General features: G+C 67.4%; 11 protein-coding genes. 6 read left to right on the forward strand and 5 right to left on the reverse strand.

All coding sequences use genetic code 11. The annotated features are described in order from the left end of the window. Positions 1 to 433 precede the first annotated feature (433 nt). Positions 434 to 589 carry a hypothetical protein gene (locus ACWGID_RS13525; RefSeq protein WP_452196744.1) on the reverse strand — a complete coding sequence of 52 codons (156 nt, stop codon included), beginning with the start codon at positions 587 to 589 and terminating at the stop codon, positions 434 to 436. Between the two features lie 351 nt (positions 590 to 940). Here ACWGID_RS13525 and recC point away from each other — a divergent pair, with 351 nt between their 5' ends. The 3 genes from recC to recD are packed head-to-tail and all read left to right on the forward strand — an operon-like array spanning position 941 to position 9,347. Next, positions 941 to 4,255: an exodeoxyribonuclease V subunit gamma gene (gene recC / locus ACWGID_RS13530; protein ID WP_452196745.1), complete on the forward strand. Its 3,315-nt coding sequence runs from the start codon at positions 941 to 943 to the stop codon at positions 4,253 to 4,255. Next, positions 4,252 to 7,551, forward strand: a complete 3,300-nt coding sequence (locus ACWGID_RS13535; protein WP_452196746.1) for a UvrD-helicase domain-containing protein — start codon at positions 4,252 to 4,254, stop codon at positions 7,549 to 7,551. The genes recC and ACWGID_RS13535 overlap by 4 nt, the downstream gene beginning before the upstream one ends. Further along, the gene (gene recD / locus ACWGID_RS13540; RefSeq protein WP_452196747.1) at positions 7,548 to 9,347 is read left to right on the forward strand and encodes an exodeoxyribonuclease V subunit alpha; all 1,800 of its coding nucleotides are present in this window, start codon (positions 7,548 to 7,550) and stop codon (positions 9,345 to 9,347) included. Before ACWGID_RS13535 ends, recD begins: the two co-directional genes overlap by 4 nt. 118 nt (positions 9,348 to 9,465) lie before the next feature. Here recD and ACWGID_RS13545 read toward each other — a convergent pair whose 3' ends face one another. Together ACWGID_RS13545 and ACWGID_RS13550 are read right to left on the reverse strand one after the other, a co-directional pair. After that, positions 9,466 to 12,543, reverse strand: coding sequence for an alkaline phosphatase family protein (locus ACWGID_RS13545; RefSeq protein WP_452196749.1), 3,078 nt, complete (start codon positions 12,541 to 12,543; stop codon positions 9,466 to 9,468). 377 nt (positions 12,544 to 12,920) lie between these two features. Continuing rightward, complete coding sequence (locus ACWGID_RS13550; protein WP_452196750.1) at positions 12,921 to 13,511, reverse strand: TetR/AcrR family transcriptional regulator; 591 nt, start codon at positions 13,509 to 13,511, stop codon at positions 12,921 to 12,923. 100 nt (positions 13,512 to 13,611) lie between these two features. Between ACWGID_RS13550 and ACWGID_RS13555 the strand changes: the two genes are divergently transcribed. The 3 genes from ACWGID_RS13555 to ACWGID_RS13565 all read left to right on the forward strand — a co-directional run bounded on the left by ACWGID_RS13555 (position 13,612) and on the right by ACWGID_RS13565 (position 16,224). Further along, complete coding sequence (locus ACWGID_RS13555) at positions 13,612 to 14,775, forward strand: epoxide hydrolase family protein (protein WP_452196751.1); 1,164 nt, start codon at positions 13,612 to 13,614, stop codon at positions 14,773 to 14,775. 133 nt (positions 14,776 to 14,908) lie between these two features. After that, entirely contained in the window at positions 14,909 to 15,367 is a 459-nt protein-coding gene (locus tag ACWGID_RS13560) for a hypothetical protein (RefSeq protein WP_452196752.1), read from the forward strand. Continuing rightward, positions 15,364 to 16,224 (forward strand): hypothetical protein, encoded by an 861-nt coding sequence (locus tag ACWGID_RS13565; protein ID WP_452196753.1) that lies wholly within the window; start codon positions 15,364 to 15,366, stop codon positions 16,222 to 16,224. Before ACWGID_RS13560 ends, ACWGID_RS13565 begins: the two co-directional genes overlap by 4 nt. Positions 16,225 to 16,228: 4 nt before the next feature. On the opposite strand, the gene ACWGID_RS13570 is transcribed toward ACWGID_RS13565, so the two are convergent. Beyond that, positions 16,229 to 16,639, reverse strand: coding sequence for a hypothetical protein (locus ACWGID_RS13570; protein WP_452196754.1), 411 nt, complete (start codon positions 16,637 to 16,639; stop codon positions 16,229 to 16,231). After that, the gene (locus tag ACWGID_RS13575; protein ID WP_452196794.1) at positions 16,639 to 17,154 is read right to left on the reverse strand and encodes a DUF2231 domain-containing protein; all 516 of its coding nucleotides are present in this window, start codon (positions 17,152 to 17,154) and stop codon (positions 16,639 to 16,641) included. Before ACWGID_RS13575 ends, ACWGID_RS13570 begins: the two co-directional genes overlap by 1 nt. Between the last annotated feature and the right edge of the window lie 225 nt (positions 17,155 to 17,379).

A 17,379-nucleotide genomic window follows, 5' to 3' on the forward strand; every position in this document is an offset into this window, starting at 1 on the left:
CACGGCGACGCCTGGAGCTGCGCGAGCCGTTCCCGGTGCGCTACGTCGAGCACAGGCTCGGGCGCCAGATAAGCCGCACGTTGCTGGCATCACCGCAACTGCGGAGTACTTAGGTCTCCGCCGGCGTGGTTCCTTCCGAGGCACGACCGATCTCTTGCTCCCCCCAACTACCTCCTGGGCGCCGGACGACGGCCCGTACCTGAGCGGACGCAGCCCGGAGGCCGTGGGCGAATTCACTAGTCCAGGCCAGTTGGCCTCCACCACGAAGCAGTCGCACTCGCGGTAGCGCGAGAAGCGGGCGATAGCCCGCAACCCCGTCGGCGGTAGTCGGCAAGGGATGCTCTGGCGCTGAGCCAGGGGTGAGGGGTAGCGCGTAGCAGGTGCGGGACGGAGCGGAGCGACCGGAGCACCTGCGTAGCGCGCCGGGGGGTGTTTACCTGATGCGCATGCCGGAGATGGCTCGGGCGATGACGAGGCGCTGGATTTCTGAGGTGCCTTCGAAGATGGTGTAGATCTCCTCGGTGCCTGCTGGAAGGTTGCGGTGGGTAGCGCGAATCTGGCCCTGACCTGCGGTTTTGATACTCAGCACTTACCGTCCGTTCCTGTTGATTGCCAACGTGCCACGGAACTGCCACGGAACACCGAGGCTCGGCGACACCCCCGAACATTGCCCCGGGTTGCTCGAAGCTGATCAAACGATCCGCGCCAGCGCCGTACAGCAGGACTCGGGCTCAGCGCACACGACGCGCGGTATCGGCGACCCGGGCGGCAGCTGTGTGCCGCGTTGGTGGTGACTCCCACCGTGTAGGCGCATCCGGGCCGATGCTCCCTACCCGACGGCATGGCCGCTGGAGGCACGCGACTTCGCTGGCGGGCTAGTCGGGGCGTGCTCTCTGAGTGCGTCCCACGATGCGTCGGTGGGGCGTGGGATGCTGCCACGATGGCCCTTTACCTGCACCGCTCGGAGCGCACGGACGTGCTCGCGCGCGGACTGGGTGAGCTGCTCGCAGAGCCGCTGGCCGATCCGTTCGCCGAAGAACTCGTCGTTGTCCCAGCTCGGGGCGTGGAGCGTTGGCTGTCGCAGCGGCTCGCGCATCGGCTGGGTGCCGCACCGGCAGGTGGTGACGGGGTGTGCGCTGGGGTCCGTTTCATCTCGCCGCGGTCGCTGGTGTCCGCGGTGCTGGGACTCGGCGACGACGACCCGTGGGCGGCTGAGGCCATGGCTTGGCCTCTGCTCGCCGTACTGGATGAGTCCCTTGACGAGGTGTGGTGCGAGCCGGTGGCGCGGCACCTCGGCCATTTCGAGACGGGGACCGAGGCCGAGCTGCGCCACGGCCGGCGGTATGCGGTCGCGGCACGGCTGGCACGGCTCTTCGCTGCGTACGCCGTTCAGCGGCCGACGCTGCTCGCCGACTGGACCGAAGGACGCAACACCGACGGACGCGGAGCAGCAGTCGACGACGACCTCGCGTGGCAGCCCGAGCTCTGGCGACGAATGGCCGACCGAATCGATGCGCCACCACCGACCGTGCGGCACACGGAGACGCTCACCGAGCTCCGCGATCGGCCGAAGTCGTTCGACCTTCCAGAACGTCTGTCGCTGTTCGGGCACACCCGGCTCCCGGTTACGGAGGTCGAACTGCTCTCCGCGCTGGCCGAGAATCGCGACGTACACCTGTGGCTGCCGCATCCCAGCGGCGCGCTGTGGGAACGCCTCAAGCTCGCCGGGATCACGACAGGTGATCGATCGCTCGACAAGAGTCATCAGGAGGCTGACCAGCCACTGCTGGCCACACTCGGACGAGACAGCCGCGAGCTGCAGTTGACGCTCGCGACGACGTCGCCTGTCGACGAGCACTCCGCGCCGCCACCGGCACCGGACACTTTGCTGGGTTGGCTGCAGCAGGATCTGCGCGACAACACCGTCTCCCCCGCCGGCCGGAGCTTGGCGGCGGACGATCGGAGCGTCCAGGTGCACGCGTGTCACGGCGCTGCCCGGCAGGTCGACGTACTACGTGACGTCCTGTTGGGGATGCTCCAGGCCGATCCGACGCTTGAGCCCCGCGACATTCTCGTCATGTGTCCCGACATCGAGACCTACGCACCGCTGATCACGGCTCGATTCGGGCTTGGTGACCTCGGCGGGTCCAGTCATCCCGCGCACCGACTCCGGGTGCAGCTGGCGGACCGGTCGTTGACGCAGACGAATCCGCTGCTCGGGATCGCCTCCCAGTTGCTCGATATCGCAGGGAGCAGGGCCACCGCCAACCAGGTGCTCGACCTCGCCCAGGCCGACCCGGTCCGTCTCCGGTTCCGGTTCACCGATGACGACCTCGCCACCATCACCGCCTGGGTCCGCGACTCGGGCGTCCGGTGGGCGTTCGACCGCACCGACCGGCAGCAGTTCGGCCTGGCCGACTACCCGCAGAACACCTGGCGTTTCGGCGTCGACCGGGTGGTCAGTGGCGTGACGATGTCTGCCGATGCGCATGCCTGGATCGACACTGCGCTTCCACTGGACGACGTAGGCAGCACCCGGATCGATCTCGCCGGCCGATTTGCGGAGTACGTGGATCGCCTGCAGGTGATCGCGAATCGTCTGGACGGCGCCCGGCCACTCGCCGACTGGCTCGACACACTCCGCGCCGGCATTGAGCAGCTGACCCGGGTCGGCCCCGACGACACCTGGCAGAGCGGCCAGGTCCAGCGCGAGTTCGCGAGCGTTGCCGCCGATGCCGGCAGCCTCGCCGGTACGGCGCTCAGGCTGCCCGACGTCCGGGCGTTGATGTCCGCTCATCTGACCGGCCGACCGACCCGCGCCAACTTCCGTACCGGCACGTTGACCGTCTGCACGATGGTGCCGATGCGGTCGGTCCCACACCGGGTGGTCTGCCTGCTGGGTCTCGACGACGGCGTCTTCCCGCGCTTCGGTCTCGCGGACGGCGACGACGTACTGGCAAGGTGCCCCGTCACCGGCGAACGCGACGTTCGCAGCGAGGACCGCCAGCTCATGCTCGATGCGATCCTCGCCGCCGGTGAGTCTCTGGTGATCACCTACACGGGTTCGAACGAGTATTCCGGTCAGCCGCGGCCGCCTGCTGTGCCGCTGGGCGAGTTGCTCGACGCTCTCGACGGCTGCACCGAGTCGAACGTTCGGGACTCGGTCCTGATCAGGCATCCACTGCAGCCCTTCGACGACAAGAACCTGGAGCCGGGTCGGCTCGGCCGGCCGGGTCCCTTCACGTTCGACCCGATCGCGCTGGTCGCCGGGCGAGCCGTGGCGGGATCCCGACCGCCGCGGCCGGAGTTCCTGTCCGGTCCGCTGTCCTTGGCCGCGGGCGACGACGTGGCACTCGCGGACCTGCTGGCCTTCCTCCGTGATCCGGTGAAAGGATTCTTCCGCGCGCTGGATCTGACCTTGCCCTGGGAAGTCGACGAGGTGGCGGACGCGATGCCGGTGGAGATCGACAACCTGGAGAAATGGTCCGTCGGCGACCGGATGCTGCGCGACATGCTGGCCGGCATCCACCCCGACGTCGCGCTCAACGCCGAGTGGCGGCGTGGAACGCTGCCGCCCGGCCGACTCGGCTGGCGGACGGCGACCGAGATCCGTGACGCCGCGCGCGGGCTCGCGGTCGGCGCCCATCCGCATCGCCAGGGCACCCCGCGGGCGTTCGACGTGGATGTTGACCTCGGCAACGGCCGCCGCCTCACCGGCACCGTCCCCGGCCTGTACGCGTACCGGCTGGTGTCGGTCACCTACTCGCGTCTCGATGCCAAGCAGTTGCTGAGCGCGTGGGTGCAGCTGCTCGCGCTGTCCGCCAACGACGAGGACCACAACTGGACAAGCATCGTCATCGGCCGAGCCGCACGTGGCCACGCCCCCGCGGTCCGGCTCTTCGGCCCGGTCGGTGCGGAGGCGGGTGCGCTGCTCGCTGATCTGGTCGCGATCTACGACGCGGGCCGCCGGGAACCGTTGCCGTTGCCGCTCAAGACGTCGTACGCCTGGTACCAGGCGCGCCGGACCCACGATGACCCCGCGATCGCAGCAGGGCGCCGGTGGCGTCCGTCGAGCTACGACGGCGAGAACGCCGATCCTGCGCATGTCCGCGTCTGGGGCACCAACACGTTGCTGAACGTGTTGCTGCAACCGACGCGCCCAGGTGAAGAGCAGCCAGGCGAGTCGACCCGGCTCGGGGCCTACGCTGCCCGGCTCTGGGGACCGATGCTGCGCTTCGAGCAGGGGGCGCCATGATCGAGTCGTTCGATCTGCTCGGTCCACTGCCCACAGGCACCACCGTGCTGGAAGCCAGTGCCGGCACCGGAAAGACCTACGCGCTCGCCGGATTGGTCACCCGGTACGTCGCAGAAGGCGTCGCCCGGCTCGACGAGATGCTGCTGATCACCTTCGGCCGGGCAGCGAGCCAGGAACTCCGGGACCGGGTGCGCACTCAACTGCTGGAGGCCGAACGGGCCACGGCTGCCCCGGAACGATTCGCCGGTGACAGCGGTCTGCTCGGCTACCTCGCGCGCGGCAACGCGGAAGAGGTTGCCGAACGCCGAAGCAGGCTCCGCGACGCGCTCGCCAACTTCGACGCCGCGACCATCGCGACGACCCACCAGTTCTGCCAGCTCGTCCTGCGCTCACTCGGCGTCGCCGGTGACACCGACGCCGGCGTCACCCTCGTCGACGACCTCGGACCGCTCGTCGCCGAGGTTGTCGACGACCTGTACCTGGCGAAATTCGGCAGCTCCGCGCAGCCACCGCCGATCACCCGAGCCGTCGCTCTCGAGATCGCCACCAAGGTCGTCGGCAACCCGCATACCCGGCTGGTACCCGTGACGCCCGCCGTCGGCTCACCCGAGAGCGTCCGCGTCGACTTCGCGCGAGCCGTTCTGACCGAGATGGAGCACCGTAAACGCCGCCTCGGCATCCTCGGGTACGACGACCTGCTGACGCGGCTTGCCGATGCGCTGAAGGACCCCGCAGCGCCCGCGCGTCAGCGAATGCAACGCCGCTGGTCGGTGGTCATGGTCGACGAGTTCCAGGACACCGATCCGGTGCAGTGGAAGGTGGTCGACGCCGCGTTCAACGGGCACAGCACGCTGGTGCTGATCGGTGATCCGAAACAGGCCATCTACGCCTTCCGCGGCGGTGACATCGCGACGTACCTCACGGCCGCTGGAACTGCTGGTGAGCGCCGCACCCTCGACATCAACTGGCGCAGCGACCAACCGCTCGTTGACTGCCTCCAGGTCGTGCTGGGCGATGCCCGGCTCGGCCACGACGACATCATCGTCCACAAGATCGCCGCGCATCACCAGGGCCGCCGGCTCGCCGGTGCGCCGTCCGACGCGCCGTTCCGGCTGCGGGTTGCCCGTCGGGAACAGTTCGGCTCGGCCGCCCGCAAGAGCATCCCGATGGACGACCTGCGCGACCACATCGCCCGCGACCTGGCCGCGGATATCGGTCGGTTGCTGTCAGCCCGAGCGACGTACGAGGATCGCCCCTTGCGCGCGGGTGACATTGCCGTGATCGTCGAGGCACACAAGGACGCCCGGGCCTGTCGCGAGGCACTCGCCGCCGCCGGGATCCCCGCGGTCTACTCCGGCGACCTCGACATCTTCGCCTCGCAGGCCGCCAAGGACTGGTTGTGTCTCCTCGAGGCGTTCGAGCAACCGCACCGCTCCGGTCTGGTCCGTGCCGCGGCGACCACCATGTTCTTCGGTGAGACCGCGGAGAGCCTGCACGCCGGTGGTGACGAGCTCACGGACCGGATCGGCCACACGCTGCGCGCCTGGACCGACCACTTGCGGACGCGCGGAGTCGCTGCTGTGTTCGAGGCCGCGCAACTCAGCGGGATGTCAGAGCGGGTGCTGGCCTGGCGGGCCGGCGAGCGGGACATGACCGACCTCGCGCACCTCGCCGAACTTCTGCACGAGACCGCACATCGCGAGCGGTTCGGCCTGCCCGCGTTGCTCGACTGGTTGCGTGCCGAGCGCGGGGGCAAGGGACAAACGACCGAACGCACGCGGCGGCTCGACAGCGACGCCGCGGCCGTCCAGATCATGACTGTCTGGGTGAGCAAAGGCCTGCAGTACCCCGTCGTCTACCTCCCGTTCGGCTTCAACCGCCATATCTTCGACGACGAGGAACTCCTGCTGTTCCACGAGAACGGCGTACGAAGTCTCGACATCGGTGGTCGGAAGCACAGCGGCTACAAGGCCAACGAGCAGCGCTGGCGGACCGAGGTCGCCGGTGACGACATCCGGCTCACGTACGTCGCGCTGACCCGTGCGCAGTCCCAGGTGATCGCCTGGTGGGCGCCTTCGTGGGATGAGATCAACGGCGGCCTCTCGCGGCTGATGCGTGGTCGCAAACAGGGCGATCCAGTAGTCCCCGAGAGCTTGCCGCGGGCGACCTCGGATGACGACGTGCTCGTCTGGCTTCGGCGCTGGCAGCAGGCCGGTGGACCAGTCGTGGAGGAGTCAGTGATCGGCGAGCGTCTCGAGCCCGTGGCGGCGGAGCTGCCGCGCGGGCTAACAGTCGCGTCGTTCTCCCGCGAGGTCGATCTTGCCTGGCGTCGTACGTCGTACTCAGGGCTGATCCGCGCCGCCGAGCAGCAGGTCAGCGGCGTGGCCAGCGAGCACGAGGACGGCGGGCTGGAGGACGAGACGATCGACTCTCTGCCTGCGCCGGGCGTCGTACCTGGCGAGGCGCTGCCGTCTCCGATGGAAGGGCTTCCGGTCGGGGCAACCTTCGGTTCGCTGGTGCACGCTGTGCTCGAGAACGCCGACCCGCAGGCACCTGATCTCCACGCCGAGCTGGCCCGATGGGTCCGTGAACAACTGCACATGTGGCGGGTCGAGGCGGCGCCGGACGTCCTGGCGGAAGCCTTGCTGCCCTTGCACACCACGCCACTCGGACCGCTGGCACCCGGACTGACCCTCGGTGCCCTCGGCCTGAGCGACCGGCTCCGGGAGCTGGAGTTCGAGATTCCACTCGCCGGGGGCGATCTGGCCGTCGGCGCCGACGTACGCCTGGCCGATGTCGCGCCGCTGCTGCGCCGTCACCTTCCGGCGGCCGACCCGCTCGTCGCGTACGCCGATCGCCTCGAACAACCCCTGCTCGGCCGACAGAGCCTGCGCGGCTACCTCTCCGGCTCGATCGACGTCGTACTGCGGATCCCGCACGGCGACAGCCACCGCTTCGTCGTGGTCGACTACAAGACCAACCGACTCGGCGACCCCGAGCAGCCGGCCACCTCAGCGGACTACGGACGCGAGCAGCTCGCAGCCGCAATGCTGCACTCCGACTATCCCCTGCAGGCCTTGCTGTACTCGGTCGTCGTGCACCGGTACCTGCGGTGGCGACTGCCGGCGTACGACCCCAACCTCCATCTCGGTGGGGTCATCTACCTTTACCTACGAGGAATGTGCGGCCCGGACACTCCGGTCCAGGACGACCACCCGGCCGGCGTTTTCAGCTGGCCAGTGCCGCCCGCCCTGGTCATCGAGCTGTCAGACCTGCTCGACGGGAGGACCTTGTGACGACGACCGTCGACGAGTTCGACGTCTCGCTGGCGCTCACCGCTGCCGGGAGGTTGCGCGACTTCAACCAGGCCGGAGTGCTGGTCGCTGCCGACGTCCACGTCGCGACTCGGCTGACGTCGATGCTGGGCGAAACGGACGAATCGGTCGCCCTCGCGTGCGCGCTGGTCGTCCGGGCAGTGCGCGCGGGCTCCGTCTGTCTCGACCTCACCGAGATCCGTGAGGAGGTCGGCCCGGACGGCGCCGACCTGGACTGGCCCGACCCCGACCAGTGGCTGGCGGCCGTCGCAGCCAGCTCACTGCTCGCCGCACCGCAGCCGCTTCGGCTCGAAGGCACTCTCCTCTACTTCGATCGGTACTGGCGAGAGGAAGAACAGGTCGAACAGGATCTGCGCCGCCGATCCGCCCAACCGGCGCCGGCGATCGCAGACGAGGATGCACTGCAGGCAGGACTCAGCCGGCTCTTCCCCGGTACGTCGTACGACGAGCAACGGATCGCAGCGGAGACCGCCGCGAGGCAATGGACGACCGTACTCACCGGCGGTCCGGGCACCGGCAAGACCACCACCGTGGCAGCCCTCCTGGCATTGCTCGCCGAGCAGGCGGAGAAGGCCGGCCAACGCCAGCCGTGGATCGCGCTGACCGCACCGACCGGCAAGGCCGCAGCTCGGCTGGAGGAAGCGGTCCGCGGCGAGATACGCAATCGCCTCTCCGACGTGGACACTGCACGGCTGGGCGACTTCCACGCGCGTACCCTGCACATGCTGCTCGGCCGGCGCCCGGACTCGTCGACCCGGTTCCGCCACAACCGCGACAACCGGCTACCGCACGACATCGTTGTCGTCGACGAAACCTCCATGGTTTCGCTGACGATGATGGCCCGCCTGTTGGAGGCCGTAAGGCCCGACGCCCGGCTGATCCTTGTGGGCGATCCCGACCAGCTCGCCTCTATCGAAGCCGGTGCCGTCCTTGCAGACCTGGTCGAAGGACTGGTCGCCGGCGGACACACGCAGGCAGCCGAGCTGCGCACATCCCACCGGTTCGGCAGCGAGATCGGCGACCTGGCGCTCGCAGTCCATGAGAATCGCCCGGACGATGTCCTCGCCGTACTCCGCGGCGGTGGCGAACGGGTCACGTTCATCGAGGACGAAGACCCGCGAGAGGTACTGCGATCCGCGCTGCTCCCTGACGCACTCGCGATCCGGGAAGCTGCCGACGCCGGCGACGCCGATGCCGCCTTGGCCGCACTCCAACGCCACCGCCTGCTCTGCGCCCACCGCGACGGCCCCTGGGGCGTCACCCACTGGAACCGGACCATCGAGCGCTGGATCACCGAGGAGACTGAAGACCCGCTCTGGGACAACTGGTATGTCGGCCGGCCAATCCTGGTCACCGCCAACGACTACGGCCTCGGCATTTACAACGGCGAGTTAGGCGTCACCGTGCGACGACCGGACGGCTCCCTGCGCGTCTACATCGACAGTACTCGCGGCCGCCTCGACTTCTCCCCCGGTCGCCTCGGCAACGTCGACACCATGCACGCGATGACGATCCACAAAGCCCAAGGCAGCCAGGCCGCCGAAGTGACGGTGCTGCTGCCCGGCGAAGACTCTCGACTGCTCACCCGCGAACTCTTCTACACCGCCGTCACCCGCGCCCAGGACCAGGTCCGCATCTCCGGATCCGAGGCCACGGTTCGTATGGCCCTCGACCACCGTGCACTTCGTGCCACCGGCCTACGTCAGCGCCTCGCACGACGCCGCGCGGATGACGACTCGACTGGCGCTCCGCGATGATCAAGGTGCGTGTTCGCACTCGGACGCCATTGTGGGGCCCTGCTGAGCAGAGACTGTGGCGGCCGGCCGGACGGCCCGCCGGGGTGGCGGGCCGTCCTGGTGTGTTTGGTCGGGTGGGTCAGCCGTCGCTGTCGGCGCCTGGGATGTAGGCGCCTGGTACGTCGTCCGGCGCGTAGATCTTGGTGTCACCTGGGTAGGGTTTGGCGAAGCCGTGCGCCTCGTACCAGGAGAAGCGGTTCATCTGCTCGGGGTGGACGGAGTCGACCTTGGCGTTGTCTCCCGTGAAGGGCTGCTTCGCTTTCCACGCCTCCCATTGCGCGGCGACCGCTTGGTTGGGCGCGGCAACCTTGCCCGTCGGCGCGGGCGCGGCGTTCGGATCCTGCGCTGCCGGGGTGTCCGCGCCGCAGGTCGGCAGTGTCGACAGCCCCTGGGTCAGCGGGGTCCGGTTGGGCAGCACGGTGAACGGCATGTAGTCGGGTTTGTCGGTGAACGCCGCACGCATCGGCGTAGCTGCGCTGTCCTTCTGGTTCATCGGGTGGATCCCGAGGATCTGCTCGATCGTACGGATCAGCGTGATCTGGGAGTAGTAATGGCTGTCGACGGTTCCGTGCTGCGCGTACGGGCTGATGATCTGGATCGGGGCGCGGTGGCCGTCGACGTGGTCCACGCCGGCCTGGGAGTCGTCCTCGACCACGAAGATCGCGGAGTCCTTCCAGTACTTGCTGTGCGAGATCTCGTCTACGACCTTGCCGACGGCGAGGTCGTTGTCCGCGACCTGGGCGGGACCGGTCGGCCCACCGCCGGTGTGGTCGTTGGGGAACCAGAACATGTTCAGGTTGGCCGGCCCGTTCTTCTCGAAGTCCCGTTTCCAGATCTCGTACCGGTAGATGTCCGGGATGCTTAGGTCGCCGCCCGGGTAGCCGTGGACCGAGATGTCGTTGAGCGACGGGATGTCGACGTTCGAGTACATCGGGTACGCGGTGCTCTGGTTCGGGTTCGCCGCCATGTTCTTCGTGTCGCAATACAGGTTCTGCCAGCTTGCCGCAGCCGGTTTGTTGTTCATCTGCATCTGGTACTCGCCGAAGTCCCGTGCGGTCTTGCCCGCCGCCTCGGCGCCGGTCCAGAGGAAGCCGCTCTTCTGGTGGCCGAGTACGTCGTTGTAGGAGTCGTAGCTTCGCTGGTACTCGCCGGCCGTCGACTCGGTGTACTCCGGGTCGTCGGCCTGCATCAGCCAGCTGTGGCCCTCGGCCGAGTTCGTACCGATGTCGTAGGTGTTGTCGTAAAGCCCGAACTGCCTGGCCAGCGCGTGCTGGTTGGGCGTCACGTTCTCGCCGTACTGCGTCAGCGCCGGGTCACCGTTCCCTTCGGGAATGTCGCCGTACACCTGGTCGTAGGTCCGGTTCTCCTTGACCAGCAGGAAAACATGCTTGATCGTCGAAGGGTCGCCGAGCTTGACCGGTACCGCGACCGGCTTGGCGCCGTTGCCCGTTGCCTTCTGCACCGAGTTCGGCGTCCAGCCGTTCTGCTTGAAGACCTGCTGCGTGTAGGTCCTGATGACACCGTCGTCCGGCAGCTTGAACTGCTGCAGGCTCGAGGTCGTATCGTGCGTGGAGTGGTTGCTGCTGTTGCGCAAGGCATCGATACCGCGGGTGTTGGAGACGACCACGTTGCCGCCCGCGGTGGTGATCTCCGACGGGAAGTAGTCCGTCGGGAGCAGGCCGATGTAGCTGACCGGCTCCAGCGGGCTCTTGTACCGGTAGACGGCGACCGCGTTGGCGCGCCCGAGCGTCACCAGCAGACGGCCGTTGTCGGTCAGGGTCACCGCGGTGGGCTCGTAGCCCACAGAGGCCTCCGGCCACGGCTGAGTGGCGATGGTCTGAACGACCTTGTCCTTGGACGCGTCGATCACCGACACACTGTTGGTGGCGGTGTTCGTGACGAACACCGCACCGTTCCTGGCGTAGACAGAGGTCGGGTGAAGACCCACATCGATACTCGTGGCAGCGGCTGCCGGGTTCGCCAGGTCCACGACGCTGACCGTGCCGGTGGTAGAGGAACCGGTGAACGGATCGGCCGGTACGGCGGTGCCGTACGAGTTCATCGTGGTCTCGGCCCGCGTGGTCGTGGTGCTGATGTCCCAGCCGCTGAGCTGCAGGAGCGGGTCACCGTAGTTCGCGGTGACGTTCAGCCGGTAGTAGCCGTACGCCGTGGTGTTCTTGAGCGTGTAGCTGTTCGTGATGTACCGCGAGTCGAAGCGCTGGTCGGTGCGCTTGTCCAGGTCGGTCCACCTGGTGCCGTCGTTCGACCCTTGCAGGGTGAAGTCCTTGGGGTCGCGGCCCGGCGAGTCGTTCGCCGAGGTCAACGAGTAGTGCACGACCGCCGCCGGCTTGGCCAGCTGGTAGGTCACCGACCCGGTCGGCTGCTTCGACAGCCACTTGGTCGACGGATCGTGGTCCTTGAGGTTCACAGCAACCTCGTTCGGCGGGTTCTCGCCGCTCGCGGTGACTGCGCCGACCTGGTCGAGCAGGCTACCGGGCATCGGCTTCGCCTGGCGGCCGCCCTCGTTGCTGACGTACAGCTTGTCACCGACCTCGACCATTCCGCGCGGGGCGATGCCCACGGGCCAGCTCTGCTGGATCGCGCCGGTCGCCGCGTCGAGCGCGATCACCCGGTTCTGGCCGTTGACGGCGACGTACACGGTCTTGCCGTCGGCCGAGAACACCGGCGCGCCCGACAGCGCATGCTTCGAGCCCTGTGCCGCGATGGTGATGTTCGTCGGGTTGGCGAGACTGCCGTCCGGGTTCACGGTGAACTTCGTGAACCCGTCGATCCGGCCCAGCCAGAGCTGCGCACCGTCCGGCGAGTACGTCGGGCCTTCCTGGCCGACGTCGCCGCCGCTGACCCGGAGATCCGACTGCGCGTTGTTACCGGCGTACTGCTGCACCTTGTAGTTCTTCAGGTCCACGATCGCGAGCACCTGCCCGCCGTCGGTGAGCGAGGCCGCGAGGTGCGTCCCGTCCGGGCTGACCGAGGACGACATGATCTTGCCGTACGGGAGAACCAGCCGCTGACCGATCGGCTTGATGTACTGGTTGTCGGAAACGACCTGGCCCTGATCGGTGGTCTGACCAACATGCTCGAAGCCGAACTGCGTGGTCTGCGCGAACGCGGTGGTGCCGGAGGCGACGGCAGCCAAACCGGCTACCACGAGGAGCGGTATCCGACCCTTCCGCCGCGTGAGAAGGCTGGAGCGCACCTTCTCACGCCGTTGACGTGTTACTCGCATTGACTGATCCTTCCGAGCGACCGCTGGAAAGCAGTTCGACCGCGCTGTCGTCCTGCCAATGAGTCCGATGGATCCCCGCTGGTTGTCTGTGCCGCACAACGGCGATCCGTTGCGCCGACTCCCCCGCAGGTCAGAACCTGCGGAGGAAGCTAGGCACAGCACGTGGCGCAGCTCTGGCAGCCGAACGAACGCAAGGGAAACCTGAGACGACCGCACAAGCCTGCGTTCTCAGGAACCGAGAGTTCCCATCGCATCCAAGACCCGCCGCGTTTGGTCGGTCCTGCAGGTCAGGTCGGATCCTGGCGACCGGCCAGGGCGACTGCTTGCGTCTCGGGAACTCCCAGAGTCAGCAAGCTGGTGATCGTCGCCGCTCGTGCGCCGACGGCGCCGTCCGCGATCGCGAACACCACGCCATAGGCAACCTGGCTCAAGAGGTCTGCCGGTAGATGCCGTGCAAACACATGGCTGTCCTGTCCTCGTCGCACGAGCTGCGCAAGGAGCTCGTCGACCGGCCCGAGCAGGCCGTGGATCGCCTCGCTGTACTCCCCCCGGCGCAGCGCCAGCAGTACTCGATACCGGTGCGTCACCGGCCAGACGCGGGCGATGAACTCAGCCCACGCCACGTCCGCTCCCGCGCCGGATGCATCGACTTCGGCGAGCACGGCCGTCATCTCGCCAACGGCCCGTTCCGTGAGCGTCCCGATGAGATCGAGACGCGTAGGGAAGTGGCCGTAGACCGTGCGGCGGACAACACCTGCAGCCGCGGCTATGTCTCCCATGCCAGCGTCGGGATTCTCGCCCAGCACCTCCAACGAGACGTCAAGGATGCGATCGCGCGTCTCCTTCATCGAGCGCGCCCGGGCAGACTCGGTGGCCATCGCCACAGTGTTGCACACCGGTGTGCAACGAAGTAGATTGCACATCAGTGTGCAATGAAAGGTGCGCCGCTCCCAAGCGCAGGAGAAGGAGAAGTAGGCAATGCCCCCATCGACGCCGCCGACCTCGGCTCTCGTCCGCCCGTTCACCGTCTCGATCCCGGACTCCGACATCGCCGACTTGAAGCAGCGACTGGCCAGGACCCGATGGCCGGATCCCGAAACCGTGGACGACTGGTCGCAGGGCGTTCGCACAGCTAACGCGAGATCTCTGGTGGACTACTGGCAGTCCAGCTATGACTGGCGGCGCTTCGAGTCCGAACTCAATAGCCTCCCGCAGTTCCTCACCACGATCGATGGGCTGGACATCCATTTCATCCACGTCAGATCCGAGAATCCCGGCGCAATGCCCCTGCTGCTCACCCACGGGTGGCCGGGCTCGATCGCTGACTTCATGAAACTGATCGGCCCACTGACCGATCCGGTCTCGTTCGGGGGCGACGTAAGTGACTCGTTCGACGTCGTCGTCCCGTCGCTCCCCGGGTTCGGATTCTCCCAAAAGCCGAAGCAGACCGGGTGGAACGTGGCACGCATCGCGAACGCCTGGGCGCAGCTGATGAAGCGTCTCGGGTACGCCGAATGGGCCGCGCAAGGAGGCGATTGGGGCGCCGTAGTCACCACCGCCCTCGGCGCAATGCAGCCTGAAGGGCTTCTGGGAATTCACCTCAACACCCAGTACGCCTTCCCGGAACAGACGCCCGCCTCCTTGTCGCCCGAACAGCTCGACGCCGTGCAGACTCTCGCTCTTTACGCTGGCGACCTCGGCGGTTCGAACCACCTTCAGGGCACGAAGCCCGAGACAGTCGGGTTCGCCCTCGCAGACTCTCCCGCCGGCCAAGCAGCCTGGATCTACGAGAAATTCCAGTCCAAGACCGACAACCACGGACTCGCCGAGGACACCCTCAGCATGGACGACATGCTCGACGCGATATCCCTCTACTGGTTCACCAACAGCGCAGCCTCGTCCGCCCGCATCTACTGGGAGAACAGATCGGCCACCTTCGCCGGCCCGAAACTGACGCTCCCAGTCGCAGTGACCGTCTTCCCGAAGGACATCCCACGCCTGCCACGAAGCTGGATCGAAGACACCTACAGCAACCTGATCCACTACGGCGAGGCCGCCGCAGGCGGACACTTCGCAGCCCTGGAGCAGCCCGAGATCCTGGTCAACGAAATCCGCACCGGCCTACGCTCCCTCCGCTCGTGATCCCGTGAGCCCGCGCTGCCGGGGGGAGAGTCCATGGTGTCCCTTGTCCGGTTTCTGGGGCTGAAACGCTAGAAGTGAGCCCGCCCGCGGCGAGAAACTCTCTGTTGAGCGACCGGGAAGGGGCGGGTAGGCGATGACCACTGAGGTGGTGCGGGCGGGCAAATGGGGCCGCGTTGTCCGGCTGGGAGTCGTTGTCACAGGGTTAGGGATGGTGATCCACGGCACGGTCCGCGGTACCGATGATCTCTGGCCGTTCGGGCCGATGTCGCAGTATGCGATGTCCATCCCGAGCAACGCCTCGATCGACTCCATCCGCGTCGTAGCGCGTACAGACGCGGGCACGACGGTCGACGTACCGCTGGACACGAACGGCGCCGGGATACGACGGGCCGAGATCGAGGCGCGTACCAGCGCGATCATGGGAGACCCGTCGCTCCTGCAGTCCGTCGCGGACGACTGGGCGCGCAAGCACCCGGACAAGCCGAAGTACGTCCGGCTGGAACTGGTCCGCGATACCACCACGTTGGCGCACGGCCGGGTGTCCGGCCGCCCGGCCTCAAAGGTGCTGGCCGTCTGGCAGGTGCAGAAGTGAGCTGGTTCCTCCCGCCGGTCGCGATCGCCCGGATCGCCTGGTTGCGCACCATCCTCTATCTGTTCGTCATCCTCGACATCCACCTGTTCGTCAACGACACAAGGTTGAAGGGCAGGTCGCCGGAGCTGTACCAGCCGCTGTTCCTGGCCCGTCTCCTCGACCTCCCCCGGCCGAGCGTCCCGCTCACCAACACGCTGTACGTCGTACTGATCGTGGCCTGCCTCGTCGGGGCAACGAACCGGCTCCCCCGCCTGGCCGGCTGGACGGTCGCGCCGGCGTTCACGTGGTGGGTGCTGATCGGAATGAGCGACGGCAAGGTCGACCACGATCACCTCGCCCTCGTCGTGGCGTTATGGGTTCTCCCTACTGCCGGCCAGGCTCGGTACGACGATCTGCGGACGAGCGAGATCGCGGGTTGGGCTGTGAAATGCATCCAGCTCGCCGTTGTCTCGACGTACGCACTTTCGGCACTGGCCAAGATCCGCAGCGCGGGGTGGGCGTTCACCTGGCCCACCAGTTCAGTGCTGACGTGGGCGATCGTCCGACGCCCGAACCCGGTCGGCGAGAGATTGCTCGACTACCCCTGGCTCCTCCACATCCTTCAATGGGTCGGCTTCATCGGCGAGTTGCTGTCGCCGGCGGTGCTCTGGCTGAAGGGACGGTGGTTGTTGCTCGCGGCACTCTTCTTCCTGGGCTTCCATGCAGCGAACACCGCGATGCTCGGGATCCATTTCCTGCCAACCGTGGTGTGCTGGCTGGCCTTCGCACCCTTGGAACGCCTAGGGAAATTCGTCACACTCCCTGCGAAGGCGATCAGCCGCAGGGAAGAACCACCGTTGCCCGTGCGGAGTTCCTGATGCGTCAACTCTCACCAACGCCGAGAGCGGTGAGCAGGACCAGCACGATCGTCGTCACGGCGAACAGACCGTGGATGTACACGACAGGCCGAGGCAGGCTCGACTCAGCGGTGCCCGACGCCGGCCCTTTCCGCCACCGCAGGAACATCAGATCACCCAGAACGGCGATCGCGATCAAGAACACGAACGCCACCCAGGTCAGCGCCTCGACGTCGGCGACCGTGTAGACGATCCACAGCACCAAGCCTGCGGCCGCCAGCGCGAAGTGGCCGAAGATCAGCCCCGGCGCGAATCCGCCGGAGCGCACCGCACCACTTCGGGCAGCCTGAACGCCGCCCTTGGAGATCCACCGGTACAGCATGCTGAATCCGAGTCCTGCCGTGACCACCCAGGTCACCAGAGCTGCAATGGCCATCAGGTCTGCCCCCTTTTGATGGTTCTGGAATCCCGGTACCCCTCGAGCTGTGTACCTTCGTCGGCGACTCGGACGCCGTACCGGTAGGCGAGCTTGCCGCCGAGGTACCCCGACACCGCCAGGGCGGTCAGGCTGACCAACGACAATGCGATCAGCCCCCAGCCCACGTGCAGCGGGGTGCCGCGCCGGAGGACGTAGCTGATGGCGTACGCCGTAGTGACGCCGAGGTTCAACGACATGTGCACCGTGGCTGTGCGGAAGGCCCGGGTCCGAGGCGGTATCGCGAAGTAGTCGAGGAGTCCGAGCGATGCCGCCGCGAGTGCCCCCAGCACGCCGAGCGCGATCAGCCAACTGGAACCACGCGCCAGGAACGCGCCGTCCGTGACGACACGGGATCCCAGGTCGAACACGAGGCTGGCCGTCCAGCATCCGATAGGGATCGCGACCACGGCCGGATGCAGCGGGTGGCCGTACGGGCCGGCGAGTCCAGTCACGGGCCGCTTGGCCTGTCGCATTGGTTCCACGCTGCCTCCCCGATCGCCGTTGACACTCGCCATGCTGCTACTGATACGTCGGCGAACGGATCCTGGTTCACTCGACGCGATGGACGGCGGTCCCCGTTCTCCCCCATCGGCCTGCGGCCAAAGTCAAACGTTCGAGCCGATGGCCGCAGAGGTAGAACCGGGCAAATCTGATGGGTCGCCGAGTTAGCATCCGGCCGCGTCGCCGCCCAACTCACG

Source organism: Kribbella sp. NPDC054772 (assembly GCF_053611945.1).